The sequence below is a fragment of the Vibrio aquimaris genome, from assembly GCF_009363415.1.
Taxonomy (GTDB): Bacteria; Pseudomonadota; Gammaproteobacteria; order Enterobacterales; family Vibrionaceae; genus Vibrio; species Vibrio aquimaris.
Genome location: NZ_CP045350.1, coordinates 797294 through 813580, shown reverse-complemented (window position 1 = coordinate 813580; position 16287 = coordinate 797294). Strand labels below are relative to the sequence as shown.

The window sequence follows — 16287 nt, the reverse complement described above, 5'->3', positions numbered from 1 at the left end:
GCGACCTAATTGGTCGCTTTCACTATATCAAATTTTTTATTGACGATGTAAATAGAATTAAGCCAATGCTTTTTCTATATCCGCACTCACTTCTTCAACACGTTTCGTGCCATCAAATTTTAGATATTGAGTGTTTCCTTCTTGAGCTTCTTTACCGTAATACTCGATTAAAGGAGCCGTTTGTTCATGATACACACCAAGGCGCGCGCGAACCGTTTCTTCTTTATCATCATCACGCACAACGAGATCTTCACCAGTGATATCATCTTTACCTTCAACCTTAGGCGGGTTGTAGGTAACATGGTAAGTACGACCAGAGGCCAAATGAGCGCGTCGACCCGCCATACGTTCAACAATCACATCATCTGCTACATCGAACTCAATCACATAATCAACCACAACACCCATTTCTTTTAGGCCGTCGGCCTGAGGGATAGTTCGTGGGAAACCATCAAGCAAAAAACCTTTCTCACAGTCGTCTTGAGCAATACGTTCTTTGATTAGGCCAAGGATAATGTCATCAGAAACTAGCTGACCAGCATCGATAACAGCTTTGGCTTGCCTGCCAAGCTCGGTGCCTGCTTTGATCGCAGCACGTAACATATCACCAGTAGAGATCTGTGGTATACCATATTTCTCCATGATGAATTGAGCCTGAGTGCCTTTGCCTGCACCTGGAGCACCTAGAAGAATGATGCGCATGTTAAATCCTCTTAAGATTGTTGATTTATACCGAAGCTCACAATGTTGATTTCACCACTATACGCAGTGTTATGCGACGATAAGTTTTGGTATAAGTGTTATATTAGTGATAATAAAACAGGCGTGCACATTACACGCCTGTTCACTGAGTTTCAAGATTCCATTCTATCACAAAATCAATCACTACAGATCAGTTCAAAAGCTAAGATTGCCCACCTACTCACACTAACCTTAGCAACCTCTCTGTATCAGCAATGAAACTCAATCGTTAAAAAGCCCGCATATCGCGAGCTTTTTAATCAATATTATTAGTTTGCCAGCAGCGAATTAATCGCACCAACAAATTGTGATGGATCTTCCATCGAACCTCGTTCAGCTAACATAGCTTGACCAAGTAGCACTTCAACCCAGCGGCCAAATGCTTCTTCATCGGCTTCATCAGCCATCCGTTTAACGAGATCGTGCTCTGGGTTAATTTCAAAAATGTATTTCACTTCAGGAGCTGCTTGTCCTGCCGCCGCAAGTAGCTTAGCCATTTGTGTACCCATTTCAAAATCATCCGTCACAACAACTGCGGGAGTTGAAGCAAGTTTGAAAGTCGTACGAACTTCTTTTACGCGATCGCCTAAATACTCTTTGGTGCGATCGACAACAGATTTAAACTCTTCTTCCGTTTCTTTCTGTTTTTCTTTCTCAGCTTCATCTTCAAACTGGCTAAGATCAAGGCCTGCTTTGGTGATAGACTGGAATTGCTTACCGTCAAACTCAGTTAGATAGTTCATGAGCCATTCGTCGATACGATCAAACATCAAAATGACTTCAATACCTTTTGCTTTGAACTGCTCTAAATGAGGGCTGTTTTTCGCAGCCGCATAGCTATCTGCCGTTAAGTAATAGATCTTATCTTGGCCTTCTTTCATACGATCAACATAGGATGCCAAACCAACGCTTTGTTCCTCAGAGTCATTGTCTGTTGAAGCAAAACGTAGCAAGGCTGCCACTTTCTCTTTGTTGGCCATATCCTCTGCTGGACCTTCTTTTAGAACAAGGCCAAACTCTTTCCAAAATGACTGATACTTCTCTTCATCATTTTTTGCCATGCGCTCAAGCATAGTCAAAACACGCTTGGTACACGCATTGCGTAGTGACTGAGTCACTTTGTTATCCTGAAGGATTTCACGTGACACGTTTAGCGGCAGATCATTAGAATCTATTAAGCCACGAACAAAACGTAAGTATGACGGCATAAATTGTTCTGCGTCATCCATAATGAAAACACGTTGAACGTAGAGCTTAAGACCAGATTTATGATCGCGGTTCATCATATCCCAAGGTGCTTTAGCTGGAATATACAACAAGCTAGTGTAGTCGTTCTTACCCTCTACACGGTTATGGCTCCAAAGCAAAGGATCGGCGAAGTCATGTGAAACATGCTTATAGAACTCTTGGTACTCTTCTTCTGAGATATCTGATTTGTTACGAGTCCAAAGCGCTTGAGCCTTATTAATTTGCTCCCACTTTTTCTCCCCCGTTTCTTTTCCTTCTTCATCACGTTCCGCAGTCTGAATAGACACTGGAATACCGATGTGGTCAGAATACTTGCTGATCACCTCACGAAGGCGCCATTCATTTAAGAATTCTTTGCCTTCTTCACGCATATGAAGAACGATGTCGGTACCACGAGATTCCTTCGAAATGGTTTCTATCGTGTATTCACCTTCACCCGCTGAATGCCACTGAACAGCCTCATCCGATGCAAGACCTGCAGCGCGAGTACGAACAGTTACTGCATCCGCAACAATAAATGCGGAATAAAAACCAACACCAAACTGGCCAATGAGCTGTGAGTCTTTAGATTGGTCTTCTGACAACTTCGAGAAAAACTCTGCTGTACCTGATTTAGCAATAGTACCTAGATGCTCGATAACATCATCGCGGCTCATGCCTATACCATTATCAGAAATAGTAAGTGTATTGGAGTTTTCATCAAAAGAGAGTTTGACACCAAGATCTGCATCTCCTTGATATAAATCAGGATTAGACAAAGCTTGGAAACGTAGTTTATCCGAAGCATCCGAAGCATTAGAGATAAGCTCACGTAAAAAAATCTCTTTATTCGAATAAAGAGAATGAATCATCAAGTGAAGTAGCTGTTTTACTTCAGACTGAAAGCCACGAGTTTCTTTATTTTGTGTTGCCGTTTCGCTCATGTTCGCTCCATAACATCTATAATTATCAGGCCTTACATTTATAAATGAGGCCGACGCTGACATAGTCTGCAAACTAACATGAGGGTGCCAAATGTAAATTCAAGGTCAAAATTCATAAAAACATTGTTTTTTTGATTTTATTTTGTCTATCCTTGCAGCTCAAAAAATCAAAAACAATATTTACCGTCTCTCGAAACACGTTTTTTGGCGCATCTGATAAAACCTAACTAACAAGATGGTTATACCGAATGAGTAACATAGGCACTAAGTTCAATCTTTCAAATAGATTTACTTTTGACCACAATACAAACTCTCTGGTGGACAACTCAAACGATAATAACGAAGTTATACGTTTGGGAAGCAATGAAAGCAGAATTTTGCTTTTGCTATCAGAAAAGCCCAATGAAATTGTATCTCGAAACGAACTGCATGATTTTGTTTGGAGAGAACAAGGTTTCGAAGTTGATGACTCGAGCTTAACTCAGGCTATTTCAACACTTAGAAAACAGCTTCAAGATTCAACAAAGTCACCACAATTTATCAAAACAGTACCAAAACGTGGTTACCAATTGATTTGTAGTGTTGAGCGCACAACGCCTTTGATGAGTGGTACTCAGTCTCAAGAAGAAGAAGCATCAGAAGCCACCCAACTAGATAGTGAAACCACTACCAATATAGGCATAGACGACAAAAAATACTCACCCATAGCTGAAACAAAGCCTCAAGCAGATCAAATAGCGTCCCCCTCGGTGGAATCACCACAATGGGGAATACGAGTCATGTTATTACTCGCCTTACTTATTCCCTTGAGTGTTATTTTATTTACTAACCCTGCTGAGTCTACCTTTCGTCAAATTGCTATGTATGATGGTACGCCGGTAAAAACACCGATTAATCATCCAGATTTAACTCCTTGGTACCCATCAATCGAAAAGTGTGTGAAGCGATACAACACTGTCCATGCTTCTGTAGCACCAGTCGAAGTCATTGCTACTGGCGGTCAAAACAAACAGCTAGTACTCAACTACATACACTCGGTTGCTAATTCAGGTGAAAACATCACTGTTCGTATATTTGCCGATCAAAAAGATCTCAACAAAGTTTGCCAATAGGAAAAATAAAATGAACCATAAAATTGCAGCCGGTTTACTTGTTTTGTCAGCTTTGTTTAGTAGTTGGCTTTATTGGGGAAGTGATCTAAAAGTTGAGCAAGTGCTAATATCTAAAGAGTGGCAGTCCAGAATGGTAACACTTATCACGGACAGTTTAAGAGAAGAGTCTGTGGGATCCCTTCGCCGTGTCACCGTAGATTCAAATGTGAAATATTTGCCAAATGGTCAGTACAACCGCTTTGCTACCGTAAAACTATATGGCAATGATACAAAAAATGAGAGTGTTATTAACATTTCTGAAGAAGGTGAATGGGATATCAGTGATAACTACCTCCTAGTGTCACCGGTCACATTTAAAGATGTATCCTCAGCTCAAAGTAAAGATTTCACCGAAGAGCAGCTTAAGCTCATTACTCAAATCTTTAAAATGGATGCTCAGCAAAGCCGAAGAATAGATATCGTTAATGAAAATACATTATTGCTTACTAGTCTAAACCACGGCTCTACCGTTCTGTTTTCTAACTAACTCACACTTTCAATTTTCGCTGCTTGAGGGATGAATAGCTATTCATCCCTCGCCATGCCACTGAGAACGATATTGTTGTAGCTAACCATACCAAGGATTTGACCATTTTCGATCACGGGTGCACGGCTGATACCAAAACGTTCAAATAACCTAGCGCAATATTTTACCTGCATATCGGGACCTACGGCCAACGCAGGCTTGGTCATAATTTCATATATGTTTACACGATCAGGCGAGCGATTCATTGCCAGTACTTTTTTGGCTATATCATTCATTAATACCAGGCCATATTCATCGTCATCATTACGTTTATTAACCACTAAAGCTTTAACTTGATGCTTTCTCGCCAGCAGAATACCTTCCCTGACCGTCGTGAGACCATCTACCATAACGTAGTTCTCGGCCATAACATCACGGACACATACTTTTTGATCACCACTCATAACTCGTTCCCTACCACTTCCGACAATTTTTCTACTTGGTGGGCAACGCCAACCGCATCTTCAACATCAATTTGCACGGCAATTCCCTGACCAGACTCTTGATCAAACTCACCCACCTCGCTGATTTTTTCTAGAATATGTCTCGAAAGATGTTCTTCAACAACAAAAAGAAGTACATCTTTTTGTACTTCTAGGGTAAGGCCGAAAAAGGTGGATTTTTTATTTAGCCCTTCCCCTCTTGCATGATTTATAACGGTCGCTCCTGTCGCTCCTGCCTCTCTCGCTGCATCAAGCACAGAATCGGTTCTGCTATCTTCAACAAAAGCGAGTATCAATTTAAAGCGCATTCTCTTTGTCCTCCTTTGATGAGCTTTTGCCAAGCCAATGAGTTATTTGTGCATACCCCATAACAGAGATGATGGGAAACAAGCTCGCAAATGCGATAAGCCCGAAACCATCAATCATTGGGTTTCGTCCAGGTACTGTAGACGCTAGGCCCAACCCCAAAGCCGCCACTAAAGGTACGGTTACGGTAGAAGTTGTTACACCTCCCGAGTCGTATGCGAGCGGTACTATAAGTTTAGGGGCATAAAATGTCTGAGCGACCACAACAATGTAACCTGTGATGATGTAGTAATGGATAGGATCCCCTACAACAATTCTGTAACTACCCAATGAAATACCAAAAGCAACCCCAAGTGCGACTGCGATACGAAGTCCATTGACACTGATTGCCCCAGCAGATACTTGGTTAGCTTTTATCGCCACCGCAATTAAAGAGGGTTCGGCAATTGTGGTGCTAAAACCAATACAAAATGCAAACAAATACACCCAATAATAATCCTGCCAGCCTATATTTCCCTCTGAAGCCGTACCAAACTCTTGTAAAAAAGAAGGTTGGGTCAACTGCATTGCCATAGTTTCACCAAGAGGAAACAATGCAAGTTCAAGTCCGATTAGAAACAGAGAAAGGCCAAGAATGACATACCCAAAACCAGCGACGACCTTAGGCCAATTCGTCACAGGACGGCGCAAAACCGCAAACTGAAAGCCAAAAATAATTGATGCTATCGGCAATACATCTATGATTGTATTGCTAAAAGTCCCTATAAATTCAGACCAAACAATCACGCGACCACCATTCCGTAAACCATAACAAACATCATGGGCAACAAAGAAGCAAAAGCAATTAGACCAAATCCATCCAACATGGGGTTACGCCCCTTAATTGCTGATGCTAGCCCAACTCCTAATGCGGTAACGAGAGGCACTGTAATCGTGGATGTCGTAACCCCTCCAGAGTCGTAGGCAACACCAATAATGCTTTCGGGTGCAAACATCGTCAATACCACAACACCTATGTAGCCTCCGATAATCATGTACTGAATCGACCAGCCTCGAAGGATACGCAATACGCCCAGCATAATGGCTACCCCTACTGATAGAGCAACGGTATACCTCAGACCATTTGCGTAGCTATCCATTGATGCCTCGTTAGCCGCGATCATTCCACCTTCTGCTGCGACTTGAGCTGCCTCTGCAGAAACAGCAGTGAGAGCCGGCTCCGCCACTGTCGTTCCAAAACCTAAACAAAACGCAAATAGCATTAGCCAAGCAACGCTTCCTTTCCGAGCAAAAGCCTGGGCCATAGACTCTCCGATTGGAAAAAGCCCCATTTCTAGTCCGAAGATAAAAAAGGTTAGGCCCATAACGACCAAAACGAGACCAAACAATATTGATAACATATTGGGTAAAGGCTCTTGCAATACAATAAGTTGAAAAAAAGAAATGACAGCCACTATTGGCAACAAATCTCTCAAACTTCCTAAAAATGCTTTTAGAAGTGCGGCCACAGCCTGCATATCAACCTCATATCCAATTATTTGCCATTGATTATGGCGATAAGGCTCTGATGTAAGTTTGACCCAAATAGAGCAATAGACAACCAAAAAATAGAAAATATGCATTTTTGCTGCCTATTGCTTTCATTTTCCGTATATGATGATCCCAAATATAGCTAACTCGCTATAATTACTAGAATTGCTGTTTTAATCTATTCATTGAAACAGTATCTAGGAGGCGACGGGAGATCTGGATGAAAGTACTGCTAACGGGTGGCACAGGCTTTATTGGTAGAGAGTTGTTAAAACATTTTACCACCTACGAGGTTGTGCTTCTTACACGTTCACCCAGTGACGCAAAAATCAAAGTTAGCCATGCTGATATGGGCAATATCACCTATATCTCCAGGCTCGATTGTTTAAATGATCTCAACGACTTTGACGCCGTGGTCAATCTAGCTGGCGAGCCTATTGCAGATAAACGTTGGAGTGAAAAACAGAAAAGCACAATATGCAACAGTCGTTGGCATATCACCGAAAAAATTGTTGACCTTATTCATGCGAGTACATCACCACCTAGCGTTTTTATTAGCGGTTCCGCAGTAGGCTACTATGGAGATCAACAAGAACATCCATTCGACGAGGGCTTAAACGTTCATAACCAAAGTTTTCCTCATCTTGTGTGTACCAAATGGGAAGAAATTGCTAATCGTGCTCGGTCTGAATCTACACGCGTTTGTATTTTACGTACCGGTGTTGTTCTTGGTCTTGGTGGCGGAGCATTAGGCAAAATGATTTTACCCTATAAACTTGGCTTGGGTGGCCCTATTGGCAAAGGTAACCAGTTTATTCCCTGGATACACCTCCTTGATATGGTCCGTGGCATCATCTATTTAATAGAAACAGAGCACGCTCATGGCGAGTTTAATCTGTGCGCGCCTCACCCAGTTACTAACAAACAATTCAGCCAAACTTTGGCAAAATCACTCAAAAGACCGCATCTATTGTTCACACCGAAATGGATATTAAACATAGTCATGGGAGAGAGTGCCGTACTCTTATTCGACAGTCTAAGAGCCAAGCCTAAAAAGCTCACCGAACTGGGCTTTCGCTTTAGCTATTCTCGTATTGAACCGGCCATGAAGAACTTGTTACAACACCAAGATTAATATTGTATGCTATTGGTTTAAAAAACAAACAATACAAATACTTAATGGCTAAATCTATTCTCATTACCGGATGTTCCACCGGCATTGGATACACCTGCGCTCATGCGCTACAAAAAGCAGGTTACCAAGTCATCGCATCATGCCGAAATTCCGATGACGTTAAACATCTACAAAGTGAGGGACTCACTTGCATTCAGTTAGATCTAAATAGCAGCGACAGCATTGAAAGTGCTGTGAAAAAAGCGCTGGAACTAACTGGGGGAACACTTGACGCTTTGTTTAATAATGGGGCTTACGGGCAAGCTGGTGCCTTGGAAGACCTTCCTACACAAGCTTTAAGAGAGCAGTTTGAAACCAACTTCTTTGGCTGGCATCACCTAGTTAAACAAGTACTGCCAATTATGCGCATGCAGGGCTATGGTCGCATCGTTCAAAACAGCTCAGTACTTGGCTTTGCAGCTATGTCCTATCGTGGGGCTTACAATGCATCTAAATTTGCCATAGAAGGCTGGACCGATACGCTGCGCTTAGAGCTCGCGAATACCGACATTAAAATCAGTTTAATAGAACCTGGACCCATTGAAACTCAGTTTAGAAAAAATGCCCATAAAACCTTGATGAAATGGATCGATTTTGACCAAAGCGTTCACCATGAAGAATATGAAAAGCGCTTGGAAGCACTGGGGAACCAGACATCAACAAATGCATTTGTACTGCCACCAGAATCCTGCGTTGCACCACTACTTCATGCATTAGAGGCCAAGAAACCCAGAATTCGCTATCGTATTACAACACCAACTAAGATATTTGCAATATTAAAGCGCTTACTATCAAGTCGTACGTTAGATTGGGTGTTAAGGCGCGCTTCTTAAAAAAAGGATGTCATCATACCGTAATAATAAAACGATACTGTGGCAGATGAAGTGACAAACTTTACTACCTTCAAGAGCGTTACATTCGGATAAAAACATGACATTAAACCAATTAAACTGGCTAAGTGTGGGTGTTGCGCTAACTTTGTTTATCGTCTTATAAACACCTCCGCTTGTATTCGACAACAGCAATACCGCCAGTATAGCGGCGATATTGCTGTGTTCACTTGCCCGAGAAAACTCACGGCTTGATATTTACACTATACGCCCATATGTCTGGAGTATATTAATCGTCTCAAGGAATCTTCTCATGCAGTCTCCCTTTATTGTCGAACTCAATGAGCAAAACTTTCGTCAGGTACTTGAAGGCTCAATGCAAGCCCCTGTCCTTATCCATTTTTGGGCACCAATGAGTCAGGAAAGTACGCAGGTTATCCCACAATTACAGGAACTCGCTCAGCAATACAATGGAGCCTTTACTTTAGCACTTTTAAACTGCGAACAAGAACAGATGATCGCCAGTCAGTTTGGAGTGCAAGCTCTGCCTACCATCGCTTTATTTGTAAATGGTCAACCTGTCGATGGTCTAGGTGGGCCACAAGAGTTACAAGCTATTCAGAGTATGTTGGCCAATCATTTGCCCAGCCAAGATGAACTCGATATAAAACAAGCATTGGAGTTGATTCAAACAAATCAACATGGGCAAGCTCTCGCATTACTTCAAGCGTTACCAGATGATTTAAAACAAAAAGGCGATGTAAAGTTAGCAATAGCAGAATGTCTGTTAGAAACACAAGACTTTGAGCAAGCGAAAGTCTTGCTAGGTAACATTCCTTTAGAATATCAAGATAACTACTACAAAGGATTAGTGGCTAAGCTTGAACTGCATGAGCACTCGGCAAACAGTCCTGAAATTCAATCGCTTGAGAAACAATTTCAAGCTGAATCAAGTAACGTAAAGCTCGCCGCCGAGCTGGCGTTAAGCTACCACCAAGTTAATCGTGACCAAGAAGCGCTAGAGATTTTATGGCAGTTCCTAAGTCGTGATTTAAATGCTCTTGATGGAGAGGTAAAAAAGCATTTTATGGATATTCTCGCCGCATTGGGCCAAACCAACCCGTTAGCATCCCAGTATAGGCGCAAGCTGTATTCACTACTGTACTAAATGTTACATAAGAAAAAGCTGCTAGGTCTCAGCTTTTTCTTTACTAAATGCCTCTTTCGTCACTTTTTCAGTGTAGAAACATCATTTGTTCACAACTAATCGATAAATAAGAAAAACACTGAAATGATTTGATAAGTTATTCTTATTTATAACTTTAATATCTTAAAGGTTATTTCGTCAATACGTCACTGCCACCATATCTATTCCACATCTTTACTCTTTTACTCGGCTATCCTAGCTTTGCCTCAGTACTGACAGAGTATGAAATATGTAATTATCTTGCATTTATATCATTGTATTCAACACAGATCTAAGCAACAATCAGCATAAAGAATAAAATGGGGGTTATCCATGACAATTGATTCTCTTATTACCATCGGCGTTCTACTCGTAGTTGTGATTGCATTCATAGTTGCTGGTGTAAAAACTGTCCCTCAAGGAAACCATTGGACCGTTGAGCGATTTGGCCGCTATACACATACTCTCAAACCAGGCTTAAACATTATTATTCCTTTTATTGATGGCATCGGACAGAAGGTAAATATGATGGAGCGTGTTCTCGACATTCCCGCTCAAGAAGTTATTTCAAAGGACAACGCTAACGTAACGATCGATGCTGTTTGTTTTGTACAAGTGGTCGATGCCGCTCAAGCAGCATACGAAGTAAATGATCTAGAGCATGCCATTCGTAACCTAACTCTCACCAATATCAGGACAGTCCTTGGCTCAATGGAATTAGACGAGATGCTAAGCCAGAGAGATATGATCAACAGCAAGTTACTTGCCATTGTTGATGAGGCAACTAACCCTTGGGGAGTAAAAGTCACTCGTATTGAAATCAAAGATGTGCAACCACCAGCCGATCTGACTGCTGCCATGAATGCCCAAATGAAAGCTGAAAGAAATAAACGTGCTGAGATATTAGAGGCCGAAGGTGTACGCCAAGCAGAAATTCTCAGAGCTGAAGGTCATAAACAATCAGAAATACTCAAAGCCGAAGGTGAAAAACAAGCGGCAATATTACAAGCAGAAGCACGTGAGCGAGCTGCTGAAGCAGAAGCACGCGCTACCACCATGGTATCAGAAGCTATAGCGAAAGGTGACATGCAGGCAGTCAATTACTTTATCGCTCAGGGCTATACAGATGCACTGCGCAGTATTGGTCAGGCCGAAAATGGCAAAATCATTATGTTGCCACTTGAAGCATCTGGGCTTATGGGCTCAGTTGCCGGTATTGCAGAAATGTTCAAACAACCTGAACAAAATAAATAGAGGTTCACTTGCTCGAATTACTTGATTCTATTAATCATTGGCATTGGCTAGCCTTTGGGCTAGCTTTGCTAGCCATGGAGCTTTTTGGTACGGCTGGATATTTCCTATGGCTAGGGATATCAGCCCTACTCATAGGTGGACTCTTATCATTATTGCCGATGAGTTGGCAATTTCAGTGGATAGCCTTTGCCGTATTTTCATTAGCCACTTCTTGGCTTTGGTGGAGAAAACAATTTAACCAAGATGTGTGTGATGATGAGCACAGGGAGCTAAATCAAAAGCAAAAACAAATGATAGGGCAAACAGTGGTTCTTGAAGAGGATATCGCTCCAGGACGACACAGAATCAAAATTGGCGACAGCACCTGGTCTGCCCAAACTGATCATCCTATAGCGGCAGGCACTTTAGTCGAAGTCACCCAAGTAAATGGGATAATTTTGACGATTGAAGAGAAAAAGCTCAGCTAAATCCACTCAGCCGTTACTTGTCACAATAATTTCATTTTAGAACAAAAAACAACCGCAGAGAAGGCATTACAATGCCTGCTCTGTGGCTGAGTACCAGCGTAAATTGATAATTTTCTATCTAAAATTACCCTTTACCTTGATATTCACCCTTTCACTTTCATACTTATCACTACATAACCCATGTAACACTCATTATGTAAGCTCTATATTTACATGGTTATCAAAATCAGCCGTTACGTTAAAACCTAACTCACCCGACACTCGACTATGGAGCGAGGACAAGAATGAAAGCGAAGCTAACACTGTTATTGCCTGTTTTAACTATAATCTCATTTAACCTGCACGCGAGTGGAAACCAAGGAGGCAGTACACTATCTCCTGAGATAAAATGTGAGCTTAAAAAAGGTCAAACCCAAGCCTTACCTCCCTTGTATTGCAAAATCTTCAACGGCAAACCACTTTAAGAAGATAGAGTTAGAGGAGCTTGGTGGCTCCTCACAAATTACATAAAGCTATAAGGAATAAGTACTTGGAAACGCAAATCTGTTTCATCGGCATCATTCGCACCTGAATACTCATCACGCTCAAGCACTGTGCCATGTAATCGAATCGTCGTACCTTTTAGAGAACCACTCTGAAGCGAATAAGAAATCGTGGCATTCATTGCATATTCACTCTCATAATCCCAATCACCTGATGCCCCGCTGGCAGAAGAGTCGGATCCAGTACCATAGCCAAGACCTAGATAATAATTCCAGCCATTACCCTGATCGTAAGACAAGCGGTTATACCAAGCAATCTCTCCTGCTTTATTCCAATCGGAGAGCGCATCCCAATACTGAGACCAAGTACCATTAGTCATTCCATAAGTATGGATAGTGCGTGGCACAAAATCGGCTCGATTATCTGTGTCTGTGTAGCGCAGCTCAGACATCCAGGAAAATTGCCCAAAGGATTGTTGTAACGAGAGACCTACGTGATAGCCTAAGCCATCATATTTGACATCGTCATTGACACCATAAAAGTCAGCGGCAAGGGTTGTATTCTTGCTATGTTGGTACTTTAGATAGGCTTTGTAGGATGTGTTGTCATTTTTATCCGTGTAGCTTGTCACCTGATTTGCATTCCAGTCTACTGTATCAGCATAAATAACCCCTTTTGCTTGGCCAACCCCCACCTGGAAGTATAAGCTTTCAGTGAGTTGTCCGTTGAGGCCCAGTGAGTGAAGATAACTCCAAGATGTATCAGACCAGAGTGCCGGAGCATAATCATCCTCACTAAGTAGCCATGGCGCGGTAAATTGATCTGCGCCAAAATAGCTGAGGTTAAACTCACCCACTTTGCCATTGAGTTCAAACCCTCGATAAGTCCCTGGAACAAAACTCCAAACATTACCGACAGTTCCATTACCTCCAGACTGCAACATACCAAATCGAGCGTTAAAATCTTCACCAGATTTAAATTTCAGTGCCGCTTTGTAGATCTTGAGTTGTTCACCTTCGCCCGCTCCCCAATCAAGGTTTGAACACGTCGATATTTCATTACAGAGGTAGCCGTCATCCCCTTTCAAACTCTCATTATAAAGGTCACCGGAATAATACCCGGCCAAATCAGCACCAAGCCATCCCTCATGATAGCCAGAAGAAAAGTCCAATATCGCATTGTAGGCTGAATAATTTAATCGGCTCCAACGATCACCATTTGATCCTCCAGGCTTACCCGTTGTGCGTGTTCTCGAACGTGTATCAACAACAAATAATGCATTAAGCGCTGAGTCTTGCATAAATTCATCAACGGCTTCAACATACTGATCACCAGCAGAGCTTTCTGTTGATGCCAAGGCAGGGCTGGCACTAGCAAGTACTGCTAATGCAATGGATGATAATTTGAACAATCTGTCCATGAAAAACTCCTAAAAATGGATATAGCTGTTTTGTATCCTCACCTTAAGTTGGCCGCCGAAGGGAGGACTATTTCATTATGTTTTAAAAGCAAAAATAACTCATTTTTGACTTATCACTGATATATAAACTCAGTGTATCCACGATCAAGACTAACTTCGCAACGAAAAATATCAATTAGAACTTGGTCTTTAAATAAAGAAACATGACCAGCTCCAAATTTTTATCCACAGAGTGACTTTACTCAAATATTTTATATAAAAATATCAAGTTTAATTTTTAATCATTAACAAACAAATACTTACAATCAAAAGACAATTTTATGATTGGGATTAAGATCTCATAAGAACCATTATTATTCCGACTTTATTAGTAATTAGATTTAGATCACTGCATTATTTTCTTTTTAATAAAAAATAAAAGCATCAATAATTTTCATCAAAAAAAAACCATCTCGTGTGAGATGGCTTTAAATAGACGTTAGGTATTATTTGAGATATCCATCCCAAATAATTAATATATTAGTATATAGATAAGACGTAGAACTCACGTATACAATGTCGACAAAGCACCGAGAAGGATACACAAACTCTATTTATATTAAATCAACAAGATCTTGCTCTGTTTTTATCTCAACGCCCAATTCCTGTGCTTTCGCGAGCTTTGAGCCAGCGTTTTCTCCAGCAAAGAGAATGTCCGTTTTCTTACTCACACTTCCTGTCACTTTAGCACCCAGATTTTGTAAGGCCGCCTTGGCATCATTTCGTGATAGCTGAGACAAGGATCCTGTCAACACAACCGTCTTGCCCATAAGGGGCTGGGGGATATCATGTTTAGGCTCTTCGACATCAGGCCAAGTCACGCCTTGAGCGCACAAGTCATCTATTACCAGTTGATTCTTCTCTTGAGCAAAGAAAGCAATGATATGATTGGCAACAATGCCTCCTATGTCAGGCACCTCAATCAATTGCTCATAAGTTGCCGCTTTTATTTTATCGAGAGTTTTAAAGTGCTGCGCTAGGTTTACTGCTGTTGCTTCCCCCACCTCACGAATTCCAAGAGAATATAGGAAACGAGCCAGCGTGGTTGATTTCGCCTTGTTCAAAGCATCAACCACATTTTGTGCCGACTTGGGCCCCATTCTGTCTAAAACGGTAATCATACCGGCAGACAATTTAAATAGATCTGCAGGCGTTTCTACCATCTCCCTATCTACAAGCTGCTCTATCACCTTTTCTCCCAATCCGTCCACATCCAGAGCCTTACGCGATACAAAGTGCTTTAACGCTTCTTTTCTTTGTGCTTGACAGAATAAGCCACCGGAACATCTTGCCACGGCTTCACCTTCAAGGCGCTCAATTTGAGAATGACAAACGGGGCATTGACTAGGGAAGACGATTTCTTCTGCATCTGCTGGGCGGCGGTCTTGGATATAGGACACAATTTGCGGGATCACATCCCCCGCTCGTCGCACAATAACGCTATCTCCAATTTTAACTTTTAGACGGGCAATTTCATCGGCATTGTGCAAAGTTGCGTTACTAACGGTAACACCACCAACAAAGACAGGCTCTAGCTTAGCCACTGGAGTAATAGCGCCAGTTCGACCTACCTGAAATTCAACATCATTAAGAACGGTGATTTCCTCTTGAGCTGGAAACTTATAAGCAATAGCCCAGCGAGGAGCTCTGGCAACAAAGCCTAATTGCTCTTGCACAGCAATATCATCAACCTTGATAACAACACCATCTATTTCATAGGCCAATTCATCTCTGCGCGTCAAGATGTCTAGATAATAATCTTTAACTTCTGAAAGAGTCGATACTTGACGAGTTTCCGGGCACATAGGCAGCCCCCAGCTTTTTAGTTGCACAAAACGTTGGTAATGACTTTGTGATAATACACCACCTTCTGCTACCCCCACACTGTATGCATAAAAGCTCAAAGGCCGTGTTGCTGTTATTCGGGAGTCAAGCTGGCGCAAGCTGCCAGCAGCAGCATTGCGAGGGTTAACAAATACTTTTTCCCCTTTTTTAAGGGCGTTTTGATTAAGTTGCTCAAAGCCAATCTTTGGCATAAACACTTCACCTCGAACTTCGATGCGAGGTGGCCAGCCGTCACCATTTAGTTTAAGTGGGATAGATTTTATGGTGCGGACATTCTCTGTAATGTTTTCTCCGGTTGTGCCATCGCCACGAGTCGCAGCTTGGACCAAAACACCCCCCTCATATAAGAGACTAACAGCTAACCCGTCCAGTTTAGGTTCGCAACAAAACTGCGCCAACTCCGTGACAGAGAGACGATCTAGCATACGCTTATAAAAAGCATCAAGCTCATCATCGTCAAACGCATTGTCCAGAGACAACATGGCTATCTCATGTCTTACCGATTGAAAACCATCAAGTGGCTGTCCTCCAACTCGTTGGCTGGGGGAATCAAGACTCATCAAATGAGGGTGCTTAGCCTCAAGCTCTAATAACTCACGCATCAGGCGATCATATTCTGAGTCTGGTATTTCAGGACTGTCTTCAACGTAGTATTTCACACCATGGTAGTGTAAGGTTTCGCGCAATTGATTGAGCTGTTCTTGAATATCTAGAGGCATAA

Annotated in this window: 15 protein-coding genes; 7 read left to right on the top strand and 8 right to left on the bottom strand. The window is 41.9% G+C overall.

Going from position 1 to position 16287, the window contains the following annotated elements; genetic code table 11:
* Nucleotides 1-57: 57 nt before the first annotated feature.
* Complete coding sequence (gene adk / locus FIV01_RS03750) at nucleotides 58-702, bottom strand: adenylate kinase (protein ID WP_152429812.1); 645 nt, start codon at nucleotides 700-702, stop codon at nucleotides 58-60.
* A gap of 308 nt (nucleotides 703-1010) precedes the next feature.
* Entirely contained in the window at nucleotides 1011-2912 is a 1902-nt protein-coding gene (gene htpG / locus FIV01_RS03745; RefSeq protein ID WP_152429811.1) for a molecular chaperone HtpG, read from the bottom strand.
* A 248-nt stretch (nucleotides 2913-3160) separates the two neighbouring features.
* Here htpG and FIV01_RS03740 point away from each other — a divergent pair, with 248 nt between their 5' ends.
* Entirely contained in the window at nucleotides 3161-4024 is an 864-nt protein-coding gene (locus FIV01_RS03740; protein ID WP_152429810.1) for a winged helix-turn-helix domain-containing protein, read from the top strand.
* A 10-nt stretch (nucleotides 4025-4034) separates the two neighbouring features.
* On the top strand, nucleotides 4035-4550 hold the full coding sequence (locus tag FIV01_RS03735; protein ID WP_152429809.1) for a regulatory protein ToxS: 516 nt from the start codon (nucleotides 4035-4037) through the stop codon (nucleotides 4548-4550).
* Between the two features lie 38 nt (nucleotides 4551-4588).
* On the opposite strand, the gene FIV01_RS03730 is transcribed toward FIV01_RS03735, so the two are convergent.
* From FIV01_RS03730 to FIV01_RS03715, 4 genes are read right to left on the bottom strand one after another with little or no spacing between them, the layout of a single operon-like run.
* Entirely contained in the window at nucleotides 4589-4993 is a 405-nt protein-coding gene (locus tag FIV01_RS03730) for a CBS domain-containing protein (RefSeq protein ID WP_152429808.1), read from the bottom strand.
* Nucleotides 4990-5340: a P-II family nitrogen regulator gene (locus tag FIV01_RS03725; RefSeq protein ID WP_152429807.1), complete on the bottom strand. Its 351-nt coding sequence runs from the start codon at nucleotides 5338-5340 to the stop codon at nucleotides 4990-4992. The genes FIV01_RS03730 and FIV01_RS03725 overlap by 4 nt, the downstream gene beginning before the upstream one ends.
* Nucleotides 5330-6124 (bottom strand): DUF1538 domain-containing protein, encoded by a 795-nt coding sequence (locus FIV01_RS03720; RefSeq protein ID WP_152429806.1) that lies wholly within the window; start codon nucleotides 6122-6124, stop codon nucleotides 5330-5332. Before FIV01_RS03720 ends, FIV01_RS03725 begins: the two co-directional genes overlap by 11 nt.
* Nucleotides 6121-6855: a DUF1538 domain-containing protein gene (locus tag FIV01_RS03715; RefSeq protein ID WP_152431645.1), complete on the bottom strand. Its 735-nt coding sequence runs from the start codon at nucleotides 6853-6855 to the stop codon at nucleotides 6121-6123. Before FIV01_RS03715 ends, FIV01_RS03720 begins: the two co-directional genes overlap by 4 nt.
* Nucleotides 6856-7088: 233 nt before the next feature.
* Between FIV01_RS03715 and FIV01_RS03710 the strand changes: the two genes are divergently transcribed.
* The 5 genes from FIV01_RS03710 (at nucleotide 7089) to FIV01_RS03685 (ending at nucleotide 11779) form a co-directional block, all read left to right on the top strand.
* Complete coding sequence (locus tag FIV01_RS03710; RefSeq protein ID WP_152429805.1) at nucleotides 7089-8003, top strand: TIGR01777 family oxidoreductase; 915 nt, start codon at nucleotides 7089-7091, stop codon at nucleotides 8001-8003.
* 44 nt (nucleotides 8004-8047) lie between these two features.
* Nucleotides 8048-8875 (top strand): SDR family oxidoreductase, encoded by an 828-nt coding sequence (locus tag FIV01_RS03705; RefSeq protein WP_152429804.1) that lies wholly within the window; start codon nucleotides 8048-8050, stop codon nucleotides 8873-8875.
* A gap of 310 nt (nucleotides 8876-9185) precedes the next feature.
* Nucleotides 9186-10040, top strand: coding sequence for a co-chaperone YbbN (locus tag FIV01_RS03695; RefSeq protein WP_152429803.1), 855 nt, complete (start codon nucleotides 9186-9188; stop codon nucleotides 10038-10040).
* Between the two features lie 351 nt (nucleotides 10041-10391).
* On the top strand, nucleotides 10392-11312 hold the full coding sequence (locus FIV01_RS03690; protein WP_152429802.1) for an SPFH domain-containing protein: 921 nt from the start codon (nucleotides 10392-10394) through the stop codon (nucleotides 11310-11312).
* An 8-nt stretch (nucleotides 11313-11320) separates the two neighbouring features.
* Nucleotides 11321-11779 (top strand): NfeD family protein, encoded by a 459-nt coding sequence (locus FIV01_RS03685; protein WP_152429801.1) that lies wholly within the window; start codon nucleotides 11321-11323, stop codon nucleotides 11777-11779.
* 502 nt (nucleotides 11780-12281) lie between these two features.
* Here FIV01_RS03685 and FIV01_RS03675 read toward each other — a convergent pair.
* Together FIV01_RS03675 and ligA are read right to left on the bottom strand one after the other, a co-directional pair.
* Entirely contained in the window at nucleotides 12282-13682 is a 1401-nt protein-coding gene (locus FIV01_RS03675; protein ID WP_152429799.1) for an OprD family porin, read from the bottom strand.
* Between the two features lie 593 nt (nucleotides 13683-14275).
* Entirely contained in the window at nucleotides 14276-16285 is a 2010-nt protein-coding gene (gene ligA, locus FIV01_RS03670) for an NAD-dependent DNA ligase LigA (protein WP_152429798.1), read from the bottom strand.
* Between the last annotated feature and the right edge of the window lie 2 nt (nucleotides 16286-16287).